We start from the raw sequence: 18,013 nt of genomic DNA, 5'->3' as shown, positions 1-18,013 counted from the left end.
TTGCTGTGTAAATATAAATGAAAGTACTTCAAAACGAAAACAAAGTACACTAAATAGTTTAACCAATAAATTTAAAAATTATGAAAAAGTTAGTATTAATTTTAACTACAGTAGCAGCATTAGTGTTAAGTCAAAACGTAAAAGCACAGGGCACTATTGTAGATGTTGCTGTCGGGAATGATAATTTTTCAACATTAGTAACAGCATTAAAAGCAGGAGATTTAGTCACAGCACTTCAAGGTGATGGGCCATTTACTGTATTTGCCCCAACCAATGACGCTTTTGCTAAGATTGATTCAAAAACATTAGGGTCTTTATTAGAAAAGGAAAACCAGAAAACATTAGCTAACATTTTAACGTATCATGTTGTATCTGGAAAGTTAACAGCTAAAGATGTTGTATCGGCTTTAAAAAAGGGCAAAGGAAAAGTCGAATTAAAAGCGCTTAATGGTCAAACCTTGACTGTGATGCAAAAAGATGGGAAAATATGGTTGAAAGATCAAAAAGGAAATTACAGTGAGATTACTGCGACGGATGTCATGGGAAGTAATGGTGTAATCCATGTAATTAACACAGTAGTAATGCCAAAATAAGTTTGGAATAATTGCTATGAAAAGAAAAAGCATTCACAATTGTGAATGCTTTTTTATGTTAGGACTAAAAAATGAAGCCGTTTAAACTTTTTTAGCTTTGACTACAATCTTTAATTCCATATCGTCATTAATAAATTTGTCACCTAAATTATCAAATATAGACTTTGAGCCATAATTAACACCCCAAGTTGTTCTGTCTATAGTAAATGCATCGCTTTCTATGGTCATCATGTCATCAGTATTGGTAATTGTGACAGGAAATGCAATATTATGTTTCTGACCTTTGATAGTTAAATTGCCAGATAATCTTGTTTTATTTCCTTCTAAGGCTTTGGTGCCAGTAATTTCAAAAGCAGCAGTAGGAAATTTAGTAACATTGAAAAAATCACCTTCCTTTCCTTCAACGGTTCCCATTAAATGCGCTTCTAAATTTTCTTTACCATCTCCAGATTCTAAATCTGTAACATTGATAGATTTCATGTCAATTGAAAACGTCCCACTTTGTAACTGTCCGTCATTCGTATTAAACGTTCCATTGTCTATGTTGATGGTTCCAGTATGCGTCCCTGTTGGCTTAAAACCTTTCCAATGAATCGTTGATTCGGCTACATTTACCGTATATTTTTTCGAAGTACTTTCACTAACAGCAGCGGCTTCAGCATCACTCGTATTGGCTTCATCGGCTTTATCTTTACAGTCTACAAATGCAATGGCAATGGCAAGAATCATTGAAAATTTTAAAAATTTAGCTTTCATATTATATTTTTTAGTGTTTGTGTTCTACAAAAATACAGATTGCTATGAGCTTCTCCAATTCCGAAGAAAATATTTTGGTGACATTTTGACATTTTAATAATAATGGCAGTACTTTTGCCATCTTTAAATCGAAGATTTATAAAATAATCCAGAATATGAGTAAGAAAGATAAAAACCAGACTATAGAAGAACCGCAAATGCAAGAAGAAATAGTAGATAACAACGAAGAAACACAAACAGAAGAGTTAACGTTGGAAGAACAATTGCAAGATGATTTAGCTAAAGAGAAAGACAAATTTATGCGCTTGTTTGCAGAGTTTGAAAACTATAAGAAGCGTACAACAAAAGAGCGTATCGATTTATTTAAAACAGCAAGCGAAGATGTTATGGTATCAATGTTGCCAGTGCTTGACGACTTTGAACGTGCATTATTGCATATCGAAGATGATAAGGAAGCTGAAGAATTACGCAAGGGCGTATTGCTAATCTATAATAAACTGTTATCGACATTAGAGAAAAAAGGACTATCAAAAATAGAAGTAGCTCAAGGTGATGCATTTAATGCAGATGATCATGAGGCAATAACTCAAATTCCTGCTCCAAGCGACGACTTGAAAGGGAAAATTATTGATGTTATTGAAAAAGGATATAAATTAGGAGATAAGGTAATACGTTTTCCTAAAGTTGTAATTGGACAATAAAAGACATGGCAAAGAGAGATTATTACGAAATATTAGGAATCAATAAAAGTGCATCTGCTGCTGAAATAAAAAAGGCATATCGTAAGATGGCTATAAAATATCATCCAGATAAAAATCCAGATGATAAAGAAGCAGAGGCAAAATTCAAAGAAGCAGCTGAAGCCTATGAGGTATTAAGCGATGACAATAAAAAATCACGTTATGATCAATTTGGACATCAAGCTTTTGAAGGCGCTGGTGGTTTTGGTGGTGGTGGCATGAATATGGATGACATATTCAGTCAGTTTGGTGATATCTTTGGCGGAGCTTTTGGAGGCGGAGGAGGTTTCTCTGGTTTTGGAGGCGGCTTTGGAGGTGGACAACGACGTGTTAAGGGAAGTAACTTAAGAATTAGAGTCGCGTTAACACTCGAAGAAATCGCTAAAGGTGTTGAGAAAAAAATTAAAGTAAAACGTAAAGTTCAAGCGCCTGGTACAACCTATAAAACTTGTAGTACTTGTAATGGAGCTGGTCAAGTGACTCGAGTTACAAATACTATTTTGGGTCGTATGCAAACCGCTTCGGCTTGTCCTACTTGTGGCGGAGCTGGACAGAGTATAGATAAGAAACCTAATGATGCTGACGCGCAAGGACTAAAAGTACAAGAGGAAACGGTATCTGTTAAAATTCCAGCTGGTGTTGTAGATTCTATGCAACTCAAAGTAACAGGAAAAGGAAATGAAGCTCCTGGAAATGGAATTTCAGGAGATTTACTTGTTGTTATCGAAGAACAAGAACATGACACTTTAAAACGAGAAGGTGATAATTTACATTATGATATGTATGTGAGTTTACCCGATGCCGTTTTAGGAACTTCAAAAGAAATTGATACTGTTACTGGCAAAGTAAGAATCAAAGTAGAGGCTGGTGTACAATCGGGTAAAATTTTGCGTTTACGTGGAAAAGGAATTCCTAGTATTAATGGTTATGGAAGTGGTGATTTATTGGTTCATGTTAACGTTTGGACACCTAAAACATTAAATAAACAACAGAAAGAATTCTTTGAAAATATGAGAAATGATGAGCACTTCGAGCCAAAGCCAGAAAGTGGCGATAAATCGTTTTTTGAAAAAGTTAAAGATATGTTTTCATAACAATCCCCTTTTTTAATAAAAAACACTATATTTGAATTATCACTAATATCTATTAGTGGTAATTTTTCTTTTTCATAGCAATTTTTTCCCATCCTTAATTTGTTTTAAGGGTGGGTTTTGTTTTTTATATATTTCATTGAAACCGCTGTAAACATTAAAAAAAGAAGCCGATTAGCTTCATTACATCATTAACATTTTTATCTTTACCATTATTAAATTCAACCAATCTAAACCTTGTTTATGAATAACCTCTTAGTCGCTGATTCCGTATCTAAAAATTTCGGAGAATTTAGAGCACTTAATGACGTTTCTATTGCTGTTCCAAAGGGAAGTATTTTTGGTCTATTAGGCCCTAATGGCGCTGGAAAAACGACGCTTATTAGGATTATCAATCAAATCACTATGCCAGATACTGGTGAGGTGTTTTTAGATGGAGAGCCATTACGACCAGAGCATATTCAAAATATAGGTTATTTACCTGAAGAACGCGGTTTATATAAATCAATGAAAGTTGGAGAACAGGCTCTGTATCTTGCGCAACTCAAAGGCTTAACAAAGCAGGAGGCTAAAAAGCGATTGAAATACTGGTTTGAGAAACTGGAAATTGGTGATTGGTGGAACAAAAAAATTCAGGAACTTAGTAAAGGTCAAGCACAAAAAATTCAGTTTATAGTTACGGTTTTGCATCAACCTAAACTCCTTATTTTTGATGAGCCTTTTTCAGGTTTTGATCCCATAAATGCTAATTTAATTAAAGACGAAATCCTTCAACTTAGAGATGAGGGAGCTACTGTGATTTTTTCAACACATCGTATGGAATCTGTCGAAGAACTCTGCGACCACATTGCTTTAATTCATAAGTCTAATAAGGTTTTAGATGGAAAATTAACAGATATTAAACGTCAATTTAAGACCAACACATTTGAAGTTGGATTACAAACTAGTGCCATAGAAAGTGTAACCAATGCGATAAAAGAGAAATTTGAAGTATTGCCGGCGACATTTAGAAATCTTAATGATGATGTAAAACTTAATGTTAAATTAAATGCACAAGATAACTCTAATGATCTGTTGTCTTTTTTAACGTCTAAGGCTGAAGTGCATCATTTTGTTGAGGTGATACCTAGTGCCAACGATATCTTTATTCAAACTGTAAAAAATAACTAGAATGAACCATTTACCATTGATAATAAAGCGAGAGTATCTCACTAAGGTTAAAAACAGATCGTTTATTATTATGACATTTGTGAGTCCGTTGATTATGGTTGCTCTTATAGCGGTAGTTGCCTACCTATCGCAATTAAATAATGATAAGGATAGAACTATTTCGGTTTTAGATGAAACAGGAGTTTTAAGTGATGTATTTGAAAATACTGATCATACCAAATATATAATGCTTACTGCAGATACTAATCTTGAAACTGCGAAAGAGCTGGTAAAGTCAAAAGAAGATTTTGGTTTATTGTACATAGAAAAAAGTAGTGATACCTCAAGCATTTACTCAAGTGTTAAGTTTTTTTCAGATGAATCTCCTTCATTATCTATCATGTCTAGTTTGGAAGATAAAATAGAAAAGAAACTTGGAGATGAAAAGCTTAGAAGAGGAGGGGTAGATGTTAAAAAAATTGAAGCTTCTGAAACGAATATTACTATTGCTCAAGAAACATTTACAGGAGAGAAAACTTCAAAAATTGATAGTTATTTAAAATTGGCCTTTGGTGGCGCAGCAGGTTATTTATTGTTTATGTTCATAATTATCTATGGGAATATGATTATGCGTAGTGTAATAGAAGAGAAAACCAGTAGAATTATTGAAGTTATTATATCGTCTGTTAAGCCAATTCAATTAATGATGGGTAAGATCATTGGAACGTCTTTGGCTGGAATCACTCAGTTTGCTATATGGACAATTTTAGGTAGTATTTTAGTATTTGCACTTACAGCGATATTTGGACTTAGTATGGCCGAATTGCAAACACCTCAACAGGAAATCATGAATCAAGCCTTGCAAAACCCAGACATGGCAAATGAAATGCAATTGGCAATGCAATCTTTTTTTAATTTACCATTAGCTAATTTGGTTATTGCCTTTATGTTTTTCTTTATTGGAGGCTATTTATTATATAGTTCATTGTATGCTGCTGTTGGCGCAGCAGTAGATAACGAAACAGATACACAACAGTTTATGATGCCTATCATCATGCCATTGATCTTAGCTGTTTATGTTGGTATTTTTACTGTAATAGAAGATCCGCATGGAACTGTATCTACGGTATTTTCATTTATACCTTTTACATCACCAGTAGTGATGCTTATGAGAATACCATTTGGAGTGCCGATATGGCAACAAGTACTGTCTTTTGGTATCTTAGCAGGAACATTTGTGTTTACAGTGTGGTTTGCCGCGAAAATTTATAGAGTTGGTATCTTGATGTACGGTAAAAAACCAAGCTATAAAGAATTGTATAAATGGATTAAATATTAATGATGTTTCAGGACCTATCTAAAATAGAAGATACCATAACCGAAAGTTCTGCTTGGGAAAAGACTAAGGAATTTCTGGGACAGCATATTGATTTCGGTAAGGATATTAGTATTTCAATTTTAGATGTTCTAGTTGTAATTACAGTTATCTTTATTACAACCTTGGTTCTTAGACTGGTTCTAAAGATTATTACTAGAAACTTACCTAAAGAGGATAAAGGAAAGTTTAATGTCATATATGGCTATTTTAGATGGTTGATCTATATAATCATCTTATTGATAACCTTACATTCTGTTGGTGTAAATGTGACAGCGGTTTTTGCAGCTTCAGCAGCACTTTTAATAGGTATTGGACTTGCGCTTCAAACTTTCTTTCAAGATATTATTTCTGGAGTGTTTATCTTAATTGATCAATCGGTTCATGTGGGTGATATTATTGAAATAGAAGGAAAAGTTGGCCGTGTTGAAGAAATTAAATTAAGAACAACTCGTGCAGTCACTATCGACAATAAAGTATTAGTAATTCCTAATCACTTATATTTAACGAACAGTTTATACAATTGGACGCAAAATGGTACATTAACTAGAGAAAGTGTTTCGGTTGGAGTCGCTTACGGAAGTGATGTGCAACTCGTGAAAAAGCTATTATTACAAGCTGCTAGTACGCATCCAGATGTGATTAGTAGCCCAGAACCAACAGTAATATTTACTAATTTTGGAGATAGTTCATTAGATTTTAAATTGGTATTTACACTAGCAGATAGCTTTAAAGCACAATTTCCGAAGAGTGATATACGTTTTGAAATCGATAAACTGTTTAGAGCGCATAATATTTCTATTCCGTTCCCTCAAAGAGACATTCATATTATTCAAAAACCTGAATAGTTCTTTTGTTTTAAAATTTAAGAACCTTAAAAATCATTTATGAACATAAAATCGTGTAAATTTCTTTCTGTATTATTTTTTTGTTGCTTCACACAATCTGTGCTAGCACAACTTACAGATATTGCACGATTAGAATATTCATTTATACCAAAAAGTAAATCCGAAGATCAATATACCAGAGTTCGAGCTTTAGTAAATTATCCTATAAAAACAAGCGAAGATTGTTATCTGGTAGTTGGTGCAGAATATAATCGAATCATACTTAATTTAGAAGATACTTATCCTTTTGATAGGTCACTGATAGAAACTATAAATGTTATCGATTTAAATATAGGCTATACATTTAAGACAAGTGAAAATTGGAGACTTGCATTTAAGGCTAATCCAAGAGTTGCATCAACATTAATAGATAAGATGACATTTGAAGATGTCTTTTTTAATGGAGGCGTTTTTGCGATAAATGATAGGCGAGAAGATGAGAGTGTTAAACGTCCTTTTCGTTTAATTTTTGGATTAACGTATAATGCCACAACTGGTGTGCCATTTCCGCTACCTTTTGTAAGTTACTACAGAAGAATTAATTACCATTGGTCGTTTTCTGCAGGAGTTCCAAAATCAAATGTTAAGTATTATTTTACAGATAGTAATATACTTCAAGCTTTTGTGAGTTTAGATGGTTATTTCGCGCACTTGCAAAGACCACTTACTATAAATGATAGACAAGTTGATAATATTTCATTATCTGTAGCAGTTGGTGGACTTGGGTATGAATATTGCTTTACTAAAAATTTAGTAGCTTATGGCTATGCAGGATATACATTTAGATTAAATAATGTATTACGTGATAATAATAGAAATGAAGTTTTTAAATTAGATGATGTAAATGCATTTTATTTAAGAACTGGAATAAAATTTAAAATATAAAAATGGCAAAGATTTTAGTAATAGAAGATGAAGCAGCAATTAGAAGAGTATTGGTCAAAATACTCTCTGAAGAAAGCGATACTTATGAGGTGGATGAAGCCGAAGATGGACTAGTTGGTATCGAAAAAATAAAAAAAGAGGATTATGATCTGGTACTCTGTGATATAAAAATGCCTAAAATGGATGGTGTTGAAGTATTAGAGGCAGTTAAAAAGATAAAACCAGAAACACCTATGGTTATGATCTCTGGACATGGTGACTTAGATACAGCTGTAAATACGATGCGTTTGGGAGCTTTTGATTACATTTCTAAACCGCCTGATTTAAATCGATTGCTCAATACAGTGCGTATCGCTTTAGACAGAAAAGAACTTGTTGTTGAAAATAAAATGCTCAAAAAGAAGGTGAGCAAGAAGTATGAAATGATAGGTGAGAGTGAGGCTATTTCTCATATTAAAGAAATGATAGAGAAGGTGTCTGCAACAGATGCTAGAGTGTTAATTACTGGTCCGAATGGAACTGGTAAAGAACTTGTAGCACACTGGTTGCACCAAAAGAGTGACCGTTCTAAAGGACCATTAATTGAGGTGAATTGTGCTGCAATTCCTTCAGAATTGATAGAGAGTGAGCTGTTTGGACATGTTAAAGGTGCTTTTACAAGTGCTGTAAAGGATAGAGCAGGAAAGTTTGAAGCTGCAAATGGTGGCACCATCTTCTTAGATGAAATTGGAGACATGAGTCTTTCTGCACAAGCAAAAGTATTACGTGCTTTGCAAGAAAACAAGATTCAACGTGTAGGTAATGATAAAGATATTAAGGTTGATGTACGTGTTGTAGCTGCCACAAATAAAAATTTAAAAACTGAAATTTCCGAAGGTAGATTTCGAGAAGATTTATACCATAGGTTAGCTGTGATTTTAATCAAAGTACCAGCACTCAATGATAGACGAGAGGATATTCCATTACTTGTAAACCATTTTTCATCAAAGATTGCCGAGGAACAAGGAACTGCAAAAAAAGAATTTTCAGATAAAGCAATTAAACGTCTTCAAGAGTATGATTGGACTGGTAACATTCGTGAATTGCGCAATGTTGTAGAACGTTTGATTATTCTTGGAGAAAAGGAAGTAAGTGAGAACGATGTAAAATTATTTGCATCTAAATAGTATTACAATGAAAAAGATTGACATAAATCAATTTAAAGTTACCGAAAAAATTCAATTAAAAGATACCTCCACTCAGTTTGATCTTAAGGCAGATAAGAAGACAATTGAAAGCGAATTAGAAGAGGTTAGAGAAAAACTTGGCGATTTTCAAAACACCATTTATGCACATGGTAAATATGCTGTTTTGATTTGTATTCAAGGTATGGACACCGCTGGTAAAGATAGTATGATTAGAGAGGTGTTTAAAGATTTTAATACAAGAGGAATTGTGGTCCATAGTTTTAAGGTTCCTACCGAATTAGAATTAAATCATGACTATTTATGGCGACATTATATCGCACTTCCAGCTCGTGGAAAGTTTGGCATCTTTAATAGAACACATTATGAAAATGTGTTGGTAACTAGAGTTCATCCGGGATATATTTTAGGAGAGAACTTACCTGATGTGCATTCTATTGATGATGTTAATGATGCCTTTTGGGATAAGCGATTTGATCAAATTAATGATTTTGAAAAACACATTGCAGACAACGGTACTATAATTTTTAAATTCTTCCTACATCTTTCTAAAGATGAACAAAAAAACAGACTATTACGTCGTTTACGTAAAGCGGATAAACATTGGAAGTTTTCACCAGGTGATCTTAGAGAACGCAAGCTCTGGGATGATTATCAGAGATGTTATGAGGATGCTTTAAATAGAACATCTAATGATCATGCACCTTGGTATACCATTCCAGCCGATGATAAGCCAATAGCGCGCTATATTGTTGCAAGAATTCTATATGACACTCTAATTCAGTATAAGGATATAATTGAACCTGAGCTAGATGCCAAAATAAAAGCAAATCTAGACACCTATATCGATGAGTTGAAAAATGAGTAGTTTTTTATGATTTCTTTTTTAATGGTCATTATTTAAAATAGTATATTTAAGCTTCAATGTAAAACACCATCACATGAAGCGATTTATTACTATTCTCTTACTTTTTGTTGCTTTTCAAATTTCAGCGCAAACTGATGCTGAAAACTTAAAAAAAATCTATTCTAATTCTTTAACTAACGGAATGAGTTACCAGTGGTTAGACCATTTATCTAATCAAATAGGAGGCCGTCTTTCGGGGTCATTAAATGCCGAAAAAGCGGTTCAGTATACAAAGGAAGAATTTGAAAAATTAGGCTTAGATAAAGTTTGGTTACAACCTGTTATGGTACCACGCTGGGTGAGAGGAGCTCCAGAATTCGCTTATATTGAAACTTCACCTGGAGTAACTACAAATGTCAATATTTGTGCGCTTGGAGGATCTGTTGCAACGCCAAATGGAGGTGTGAAGGCTAAAATAATTGAAGTCAAAACTTATAAAGACCTAGAGGCTCTAGGCGTGGAAAAGATAAGAGGTAAGATTGTTTTCATCAACAGACCAATGCAGGCCGATTTAATTAATACATTCGAAGCTTATGGTGGTTGCTCTGTAGAACGTTACGCTGGAGCTGCTGAAGCGGCCAAATATGGAGCGGTTGGAACTATTGTTCGCTCACTGAATCTAAGATTGGATGATTATCCACATACTGGAAGCATGGGCTATGGTGATCTTCCTTTAAGTCAACGAATTCCATCTGCAGCTATTAGTACAAACGATGCCGAGTTACTAAGTGGAATGTTGGCACTTAATAAAAATCTTAATTTCTTTTTTAGTCAAAACTGTAAGCAATTACCTGATGTACAATCGTATAACGTTATCGGTGAAATTACAGGTAGTGAGTTCCCAAATGAAATCATCGTTGTTGGTGGTCATCTAGATTCTTGGGATTTAGGAGATGGTTCTCATGATGATGGTGCTGGTGTAGTTCAATCTATGGATGTTTTACGCTTATTAAAAGAAAGTGGTATTCGCCCAAAACGTACAATTCGAGCTGTATTGTTTATGAATGAAGAAAATGGATTACGCGGAGGAAGAAAATATGCTGAGGTTGCAAAACAAAAAAATGAAAATCATGTATTTGCTTTAGAAAGTGATTCTGGAGGATTTACACCAAGAGGTTTTAGCTTTCAATGTAATGAAGCGATGTTAGCCAAAATACAGGGATGGCGATCGCTTTTTAAGCCCTATTTAATTCATTACTTCGAAGAGGGTTACAGTGGCGCAGATATTAGCCCTCTAAAAGATGACACCATAGTTTTAGCTGGATTACGACCAGATTCTCAACGCTATTTTGACCATCATCATGCTAGTAATGATACCTTTGAGCATGTGAACAAAAGAGAGTTAGAGTTAGGCGCAGCGTCTATGACCGCGTTGATTTATCTCATTGATAAATATGGCACTCAAACTATTTCTAATACAGAAGAGTTAAGAGATTAAGCTTTTCTATCTAAATAGATTATCTTAATTTTAATAACAGATCTTATTATTCAACCAAATATATGTATACATGAAAAACACGATACTTTTTATCGCATTAATTTTGAGTTCTATCAGTTATGCTCAAGATACTTCAGAAGAAAAATTACCATACTATGAAGTTCCGGAATATTCTAAAGAATTTACGGCAGGAACTATGGCCGCAAGAATGATTGACGGACTTGGATTTAGGTTTTATTGGTCTAGTGAAGGTCTTACAGAAAAAGATTTAACTTACCGACCAAGTGAAGAGGTGCGTTCTTCTGAAGAAACTATAGATCATATTTTAGACCTATCGTATATCGTAGTTAACTCTACATTAAAAAAACCAAATAGTAGAGTCGATAAATCGGCAATGAGTTATGAAGATAAACGCAAACAAACCCTAATCAATTTAAAAACAGCTGCCGATATCCTTAGAGATAGTGATGATATTTCTCAGTATAAGATCATATTTGGAGAAAATGAAATTCCGTTTTGGAATCAAGTTAATGGTCCGATAGCTGATGCCATATGGCATTGTGGACAATTAGCTTCGTTTAGAAGAGTCACAGGAAATCCAATAAACCCAAAAATAAATCATTTTACAGGTAAAGTAAAAAAGACTGATGAGTAAGGCCTTTTTAAAACAAATTCATCCTGTACTTCCGGTGCGACATGTTATGGACGCCGTAAATTATTATGTAAATAAACTCGGATTTAAACTGGCTTTTAAAGATGTTGGAGACCATCCTGGTTATGCAGGTGTTATAAGAGATGGCATCGAAATACATTTACAATGGCATGATGAAAATGATTGGACAGAAGGAATGGATAGTGTATTATTGAGAATTTATGTTGATGAGGTTGATGCTTTATTTGAAGAATACAAAACTACAGCCGTTTTCCATCAAAATACGAACTTGAGCGATACAACTTGGGGAACTCGTGAATTTGGTATTTATGACGAAAACAAAAATGGTTTGGTTTTTTATAGAGATTTATAAGCCTATGAATTTGATAAGAAAGTTCACGATATTAAGCATTCTTCTATTTGCTTCTTCGCTTTGTTTTTCACAAGGTGTTGAAGAAATTTTCTGCAAACTTGTTGAAACAAAAACCAATTATACTGTACCATATGCTACCATCCAGTTTAAAAGTAGTGGTAAAGGTATTGTGGCAAATGTCGATGGTGATTTTAGAATTCCTTATCGATACAAAGCAATTAAAGACACTTTAATTATTTCTTGTTTAGGGTATGAAACTAAAATTATAGAGGCAACTTTGTTAAAAGATAAAAGTATTAATACTATATATCTTAATCCGAAAATTGAAGCCCTAGGTCAAGTCGTCATACAAGGAAAGAAAACGTCAAGCAGTGATTTAGATGCCTACACCTTAGTAAAGAAAGCTATAGCTAGTATAACACTTAACTATCCAACTAAGCCATATTCTTCCGTAGGTTATTACAGAGATTACCAGATTGTTCGTGGTGATTATTATAATTTAAATGAAGCTATTATAGAATCATACGACGCCGGTTTTCAAACAGATATAATGATGAATGCGTACAATGAGAGTGCTATATTAAGTTACAAAGAAAATAAAGAGTTCTCTAGAGATTCTTCTTTATTAATTGCCTATGATGGTGATTCAAAATATATCAAAAATACAACCTTGTCTGGTCAAGGAGGTAACGAATTGGGGATATTAAATGTTCATAATCCAATACGAAATTTTGAACACCTTAGTTTTTCTTTTGTTTATGTTTTTAAGCGTAAATTTTTAGAGAATCACGAATTTGAAACTTTGCATAAAGTTTATCTTAATGATGATATTATTTATGAAATTTCTTTTAAGGCTAAAAGTGGTTTGGTAGGTAGCGGTCATAGAGCAAGCGGGAAGATTTTTATTGCAAAAGATAATTTTGCAATTCATAAATTAGAGTATAGGGTTCTTGAAACTAATAATGTAAATCCTCTTTTTGAAGTGGTTATTGAGTACAAACCCAAAGGTGATTTTATGTATTTAAATTATATCACTTTCAATAACCGATTCATTGTAAGTAATAAGTTTGTATTTGATGTGCAAAGTATAGATTTTAATGTATATGAACAGGCTTTCTATATGAAGTTTAATAATAAGTTAGATACGACTACAGTAGATAGGAAAGATTTTAGATTCAAATACCAGAAGCGAAAATTACTGGTAAAGAAAGCCGAAATTGTCGATCAGCAAACTGTCAAGATTACAATAGCCGATTGGAGCCTGCCTGAGACAATTGATGAAAATACCAATATGAGTGAATTTGATTATCGTGTTAAAAATATTTACGATGTCGCTAATAGAAGAATACTGAGATCACCAAAAATTGAAGCGTATCAATTTAGAGAGTTTTTTGCTCAGGATGTCTTTGAAAATAAGATCAAGCCTAAAAATTTGAAGTTTATTATGAAATATAAACCCTTATCTGAAGCAGAAGTAAATTCGTTAGAATCTAATGATGACTATTGGATGAATACACCTCTAAAAAACACCAATAATTGATAAGATGAAGACTAATATCCACCTATTATTATTTCTATTTCTGTCTTGTAACATTGGCTTTTCTCAAGATACCAGTGAGATTATAGATGCCTATGAAGATTTTGCCGATCTTTCAAGGGAGCAGATCTATGTGCATTTTAATAAGACGATCTACATCACAGGAGAGATGTTGGGCTTTAATGCTTATGTATTTCTCAAGGATATCAAGCAACCTTCAACAAATACAGCAAATTTATATTGCCAAATTTTAGATAAAAACGATAAGGTACTTCGTGAGAAACTTGTTATGATGAATCAAGGTGTGTCTAGAGGTGATTTTATGATAGATAGTACATTTGCTAGTGGAGAATATCAATTTAAAGCGTATACCAATTGGTCAAGAAACTTTAACAATGAGCATACGTATTTCTTAGAAAAATTTAACGTGATAAACCCAGAAGATAAAGTTAATGACAAACCAATAGATGTAGATAAGACCATTGATATACAAGTGCTTCCTGAAAGTGGTCATTTATTATCTGAGACTTTGAATGTTGTGGGTGTAATCGCCAAAGATAAATTAGGTTTAGGAGTGCCTAATTTAAAAATTGATATTCTTAATAAGAATGGCGATGTGTTAACGTCTACAACATTGAATAAATTTGGGATAGGTCAGTTTTTATTATTTCCTACTGAAGGTGAGGATTATAGTTTGGAATATTTTTATAATGATAGTAAAGTAGTTTCTAAATTAGAACAACCTGAAAGAACAGGAATCTTGCTTTCTATTAAAGATATTACAACGCCTAACAGTATAGGTGTGGCCCTTAAAACAAATGATATCGGATTAGAAAACTTTGGAAATAAAAACTTTAAACTTGTTATCCACAATGGTGCAAATGCTACTGAAGCGATATTAAGTCTCAACGGAGCCAAAGAGTCCATAACTGCTGTAGACTTAAATTACCTGTATAAAGGTGTGAATATATTCACACTTTTTGATGAAGACGATAGGCCTATAGCAGAACGCTTGTATTTTAATTTTGAAGGATTACCTTTAAATGCAGTTACAAAAGCATCGGTAAATCAGATACAAAATGATAGCTTAGAAATTACACTTAAGCTACCAACTATAGATACGCAGTTATTTCAAAATTTGAGCATTTCAGTATTACCTTCAGAAACTAGAAGCTATGCACATCATCAAAATATCATATCAGCTACCTATCTTCAGCCATATTTAAAAAGTGCGGTAGAACAAGCGTCCTACTATTTTACAGATATTACGGAGAAGAAGAAATACGAATTAGATAACCTACTACTTACTCAAGGATGGAGTAGTTATGATTGGACGACCATTTTCAATGCACCTCCAGAGCCCGTTTATGATTTTGAAGTTGGTATCAGCTATACAATTAATGCTAATACGAGCAGTGGTAAGAGTTTATTAATTTACCCTAATATTAATACTGGTTCGGAGATATTGTCCTTATCAGAAGGTCAAAAATCATTTGAAAAGCGAGGCTTTTTTCCGTTAGATGATGAAACTATTAGAATAGGCGAAACGAAACGTAATGGAAATGTTGGTCGGTCAAATGTAGTCTTACAATTTTCACCGTCTAAGATTATTGATTTCCAAACGGCATATCAACCAAAAACTACACTTAGAGCTAATCAATATGCAACTTCAGGTACCAGTGACTTCAAGTTTGACGATATAGAAGCCTTAGATGAGGTAAAACTCTATGCAAAAAAGAAATACACAAGGATTGAAAAATTGCAAAATCAAACCTTGGGAAAAGTGATAGATTTTGGAGAACATGAAAGACAGTTTTATAAAACTTTTGCTCAGTTTATTAGTGAACGTGGTTTTCTGGTAGATGAAACTATGTTTGTAAATGAAAGTACTCAAGAGTCTTCTAGATTCAGAATTACGGCCTTAAATAGACCTTCAATAAATGCAACAGATGTTCCATTAATATACTTAGACGATGTTATTTTAGTAGATTTAGATGTTCTATATAAGTTTAGTATGGAAGTTGTTGATTATGTAGAAGTCAATAAAGGAGGCATCGGTGGAGGTATTAGAGGTGCTGCAGGTATTATAAAAATATATACAGATCCGTTTAAGAAATTTAAAGTAAAGACTAAGGTGTCTTTTACGCAATACAATATTCCGTTAACCTATACTACACCTAAACGTTTCTATGTGCCAAAGTATAGCTTGTTTGATTCTAAATTTTTTAAAGAATATGGCGTGATCGATTGGATTCCTAATGCTAGATTTGATGCTAATGGAGAGCTGTCTTTTAAAGTTCTAAATACTAAAACCCCTATGACATTATATATTGAGGGAATTGTAAATAGTCAAGATCTAATATCGCAACAAATAGAAGTTACTAATTAAACTATAAAAGCGCAAGACAAATCCCCTGCGCTAAGTATTATAAGTCTATGGCGACTTGATTTTGTAAAATATCATCAAAGGTTTCCCGCTTTCTAATTAAATGTGCTTTTTTGTTATACCATAAAACTTCAGCCGGACGATATCTAGAGTTGTAATTTGATGCCATAGAATAGCAATACGCTCCAGCATTTTTAAAGGCTAGGATATCATCTTCAGTAATTTCATTTATACGTCTGTTATTGGCAAAAGTATCTGTTTCACAAATATAACCTACAACCGAATAAAAGCGTTCCCGACCATTTGGATTAGAAATATTAATAATCTCATGCTGAGACCCATAAAGCATAGGTCGTATTAAATGGTTAAAACCAGAGTCGACTTGGGCAAAAACAGTTGATGTAGTTTGCTTAACTACATTTACTCGTGTTAAAAAATAACCAGCTTCACTCACTAAGAATTTGCCAGGTTCAAAAGCCAAAGTAAGCTGCTTACCATAGTTTTTACAAAATTGATTAAAACGCTTAGATAACTTTTCTCCGAGCTCTTCTACATTAGTCTCTATATCACCTGTTTTATATGGGACTTTAAATCCAGATCCAAAATCGATAAAGTCAAGATTTTTAAAGTTTTTTGCAGTATCAAATAAAATTTCACTGGCATACAAAAAGACATCAATATCTAGAATGTCACTTCCAGTGTGCATATGAATGCCATTAATGGTCATTTGAGTATTTTCAACAATTCTTAGTAAATGAGGAATTTGATGAATAGAAATGCCAAACTTACTATCAATATGTCCTACGGAAATGTTCGTGTTTCCACCTGCCATCACATGCGGATTGATACGAATGCAAACAGGTATTTTGGGATGCTTAGTTCCAAATTGTTCCAATACCGAAAGGTTATCAATATTAATTTGTACACCAAGACTTGCCGCTTTTTCTATTTCAGCAAGTGATACACCATTAGGAGTGAAAATAATCTGCTCTGGTTGAAACCCAGCTTTAAGTCCTAACTGTACTTCTTGGATAGAAACAGTATCCAATCCTGAGCCTAATTGATTAAATAATTTTAAAACCGAGACATTAGATAGCGCTTTAACCGCATAGTTTAACTTTAACTGTTTGACTTTACCAAAAGCTGATGTTAATCGTTTATACTGAGACTTTATTTTCTCGGCATCATATACGTAAACCGGACTTCCAAAGTCCTTTGCAATCAGTAATAAAGTGTTGTGTTTCATTCGTTTTAAATCTTATAATCAATGTGCTTGAAGGATCAAAAATAGATGTAATCCTTAGTTAAAACATATAAATAAAAAAATATTGCTAATTTTACACAAAATGTTAAATAGTTAACAAATTGAAAACTATAGCTTCTTGTGTACAAGATATCATTGTATCGAGCCCTTTTTTAGAAGAAGGCTTATCACGACAAATCATTAATTTTTCAGCTTTAGCTAAAGAGCTAAATAAACCTATTTCTGAGATGTTGCGTAAACCGGTAAAAGATGGTGCGATAATGATGGCATTGCGACGTTACCAACAACCTTTTAATCTAGAAAACTCTATTCGTTTAAAGAAGATTTTTAAAAACTTAGGAGATATCACAGTGCGCTCAAATTTGAGTGATTTTACATTCCAAAATTCAAAAACTTTAATTCATAGTCATTCGCAAATTTTAGAAAAAATTAGTGTAAATCATCATATTTTCTATGCGTTTACGCGTGGTGTTTTAGAAAGTAATATCATCATATCAACTTCCGAAAAGGAAAGTATTTTAAAAACCTTTAAAAATGAAGTGCAAATTGGGTTGCAAGATAAATTATCAGCAATTAGTATTTATTTACCAAAAGGTAATTCGAAAATTGCAGGATTGTATTATCAAATCTTTAAGCATTTAGCGTGGGAGAATATTACTTTATATGAGGTCGTTTCTACAACTAATGAGTTTACCATTGTAGTTGAAGATCATTTGGTTGATAAAGCATTTTCTGTAATTAAGCGTTTAAAAGATTAAAATAATTAAATAAAATAAAATTGATAATGAAGACGTGC

The 18,013-nt window shown here is 33.2% G+C and carries 17 protein-coding genes; 15 read left to right on the top strand and 2 right to left on the bottom strand.

The window, feature by feature from the left end; genetic code table 11:
• Positions 1–80 precede the first annotated feature (80 nt).
• Positions 81–593 (top strand): fasciclin domain-containing protein, encoded by a 513-nt coding sequence (locus KWG70_RS16870; protein WP_230937217.1) that lies wholly within the window; start codon positions 81–83, stop codon positions 591–593.
• 81 nt (positions 594–674) lie between these two features.
• Here the strand turns inward: KWG70_RS16870 and KWG70_RS16865 are convergent, their stop codons facing one another.
• Positions 675–1,349, bottom strand: a complete 675-nt coding sequence (locus KWG70_RS16865; RefSeq protein WP_230937216.1) for a YceI family protein — start codon at positions 1,347–1,349, stop codon at positions 675–677.
• 155 nt (positions 1,350–1,504) lie between these two features.
• On the opposite strand from KWG70_RS16865, the gene KWG70_RS16860 reads away from it, so the two are divergent.
• The 13 genes from KWG70_RS16860 (at position 1,505) to KWG70_RS16800 (ending at position 15,956) form a co-directional block, all read left to right on the top strand.
• Positions 1,505–2,050 carry a nucleotide exchange factor GrpE gene (locus KWG70_RS16860; protein WP_230937215.1) on the top strand — a complete coding sequence of 182 codons (546 nt, stop codon included), beginning with the start codon at positions 1,505–1,507 and terminating at the stop codon, positions 2,048–2,050.
• Between the two features lie 5 nt (positions 2,051–2,055).
• Positions 2,056–3,183, top strand: coding sequence for a molecular chaperone DnaJ (gene dnaJ, locus KWG70_RS16855; protein ID WP_230937214.1), 1,128 nt, complete (start codon positions 2,056–2,058; stop codon positions 3,181–3,183).
• Positions 3,184–3,423: 240 nt separating this feature from the next.
• Entirely contained in the window at positions 3,424–4,350 is a 927-nt protein-coding gene (locus tag KWG70_RS16850) for an ABC transporter ATP-binding protein (protein ID WP_230937213.1), read from the top strand.
• Position 4,351: 1 nt separating this feature from the next.
• Positions 4,352–5,668, top strand: coding sequence for an ABC transporter permease (locus tag KWG70_RS16845; RefSeq protein WP_230937212.1), 1,317 nt, complete (start codon positions 4,352–4,354; stop codon positions 5,666–5,668).
• A 2-nt stretch (positions 5,669–5,670) separates the two neighbouring features.
• Positions 5,671–6,552, top strand: a complete 882-nt coding sequence (locus KWG70_RS16840; protein ID WP_230937211.1) for a mechanosensitive ion channel family protein — start codon at positions 5,671–5,673, stop codon at positions 6,550–6,552.
• A gap of 99 nt (positions 6,553–6,651) precedes the next feature.
• Positions 6,652–7,476, top strand: coding sequence for a DUF6268 family outer membrane beta-barrel protein (locus KWG70_RS16835; RefSeq protein WP_230937210.1), 825 nt, complete (start codon positions 6,652–6,654; stop codon positions 7,474–7,476).
• A 2-nt stretch (positions 7,477–7,478) separates the two neighbouring features.
• Complete coding sequence (locus KWG70_RS16830) at positions 7,479–8,642, top strand: sigma-54-dependent transcriptional regulator (RefSeq protein ID WP_230937209.1); 1,164 nt, start codon at positions 7,479–7,481, stop codon at positions 8,640–8,642.
• 7 nt (positions 8,643–8,649) lie between these two features.
• Positions 8,650–9,528: a PPK2 family polyphosphate kinase gene (locus KWG70_RS16825; protein WP_230937208.1), complete on the top strand. Its 879-nt coding sequence runs from the start codon at positions 8,650–8,652 to the stop codon at positions 9,526–9,528.
• 73 nt (positions 9,529–9,601) lie between these two features.
• Entirely contained in the window at positions 9,602–11,005 is a 1,404-nt protein-coding gene (locus KWG70_RS16820) for a M20/M25/M40 family metallo-hydrolase (RefSeq protein WP_230937207.1), read from the top strand.
• Positions 11,006–11,075: 70 nt separating this feature from the next.
• Positions 11,076–11,660, top strand: coding sequence for a hypothetical protein (locus tag KWG70_RS16815; RefSeq protein WP_230937206.1), 585 nt, complete (start codon positions 11,076–11,078; stop codon positions 11,658–11,660).
• Complete coding sequence (locus KWG70_RS16810; RefSeq protein ID WP_230937205.1) at positions 11,653–12,030, top strand: VOC family protein; 378 nt, start codon at positions 11,653–11,655, stop codon at positions 12,028–12,030. The genes KWG70_RS16815 and KWG70_RS16810 overlap by 8 nt, the downstream gene beginning before the upstream one ends.
• The gene (locus KWG70_RS16805; RefSeq protein ID WP_230937204.1) at positions 11,987–13,570 is read left to right on the top strand and encodes a carboxypeptidase-like regulatory domain-containing protein; all 1,584 of its coding nucleotides are present in this window, start codon (positions 11,987–11,989) and stop codon (positions 13,568–13,570) included. Before KWG70_RS16810 ends, KWG70_RS16805 begins: the two co-directional genes overlap by 44 nt.
• Before the next feature lie 4 nt (positions 13,571–13,574).
• Positions 13,575–15,956, top strand: coding sequence for a hypothetical protein (locus KWG70_RS16800; RefSeq protein WP_230937203.1), 2,382 nt, complete (start codon positions 13,575–13,577; stop codon positions 15,954–15,956).
• Between the two features lie 37 nt (positions 15,957–15,993).
• Here KWG70_RS16800 and lysA read toward each other — a convergent pair whose 3' ends face one another.
• Positions 15,994–17,199 carry a diaminopimelate decarboxylase gene (gene lysA, locus KWG70_RS16795; protein WP_230937202.1) on the bottom strand — a complete coding sequence of 402 codons (1,206 nt, stop codon included), beginning with the start codon at positions 17,197–17,199 and terminating at the stop codon, positions 15,994–15,996.
• Between the two features lie 119 nt (positions 17,200–17,318).
• Between lysA and KWG70_RS16790 the strand changes: the two genes are divergently transcribed.
• Positions 17,319–17,975, top strand: a complete 657-nt coding sequence (locus KWG70_RS16790; protein WP_230937201.1) for a hypothetical protein — start codon at positions 17,319–17,321, stop codon at positions 17,973–17,975.
• The last annotated feature ends 38 nt before the right edge of the window (positions 17,976–18,013 follow it).

The sequence above is a fragment of the Psychroserpens luteolus genome, assembly GCF_021032705.1.
Taxonomy (GTDB): Bacteria; Bacteroidota; Bacteroidia; order Flavobacteriales; family Flavobacteriaceae; genus Psychroserpens; species Psychroserpens luteolus.
The sequence above is the reverse complement of the archived record's forward strand: the minus strand, read 5'-3'. Positions and strand labels throughout refer to the sequence as shown.

Coding starts and splice junctions, on each gene's coding strand:
- KWG70_RS16840 (WP_230937211.1), top strand. CDS start 5,671: ATGTTTCAGGACCTATCTAAAATAGAAGATACCATAACCGAAAGTTCT.
- KWG70_RS16860 (WP_230937215.1), top strand. CDS start 1,505: ATGAGTAAGAAAGATAAAAACCAGACTATAGAAGAACCGCAAATGCAA.
- KWG70_RS16810 (WP_230937205.1), top strand. CDS start 11,653: ATGAGTAAGGCCTTTTTAAAACAAATTCATCCTGTACTTCCGGTGCGA.
- KWG70_RS16865 (WP_230937216.1), bottom strand. CDS start 1,349: ATGAAAGCTAAATTTTTAAAATTTTCAATGATTCTTGCCATTGCCATT.
- lysA (WP_230937202.1), bottom strand. CDS start 17,199: ATGAAACACAACACTTTATTACTGATTGCAAAGGACTTTGGAAGTCCG.
- KWG70_RS16845 (WP_230937212.1), top strand. CDS start 4,352: ATGAACCATTTACCATTGATAATAAAGCGAGAGTATCTCACTAAGGTT.
- KWG70_RS16825 (WP_230937208.1), top strand. CDS start 8,650: ATGAAAAAGATTGACATAAATCAATTTAAAGTTACCGAAAAAATTCAA.
- KWG70_RS16815 (WP_230937206.1), top strand. CDS start 11,076: ATGAAAAACACGATACTTTTTATCGCATTAATTTTGAGTTCTATCAGT.
- KWG70_RS16800 (WP_230937203.1), top strand. CDS start 13,575: ATGAAGACTAATATCCACCTATTATTATTTCTATTTCTGTCTTGTAAC.
- KWG70_RS16870 (WP_230937217.1), top strand. CDS start 81: ATGAAAAAGTTAGTATTAATTTTAACTACAGTAGCAGCATTAGTGTTA.
- KWG70_RS16830 (WP_230937209.1), top strand. CDS start 7,479: ATGGCAAAGATTTTAGTAATAGAAGATGAAGCAGCAATTAGAAGAGTA.
- dnaJ (WP_230937214.1), top strand. CDS start 2,056: ATGGCAAAGAGAGATTATTACGAAATATTAGGAATCAATAAAAGTGCA.
- KWG70_RS16820 (WP_230937207.1), top strand. CDS start 9,602: ATGAAGCGATTTATTACTATTCTCTTACTTTTTGTTGCTTTTCAAATT.
- KWG70_RS16850 (WP_230937213.1), top strand. CDS start 3,424: ATGAATAACCTCTTAGTCGCTGATTCCGTATCTAAAAATTTCGGAGAA.
- KWG70_RS16805 (WP_230937204.1), top strand. CDS start 11,987: ATGACGAAAACAAAAATGGTTTGGTTTTTTATAGAGATTTATAAGCCT.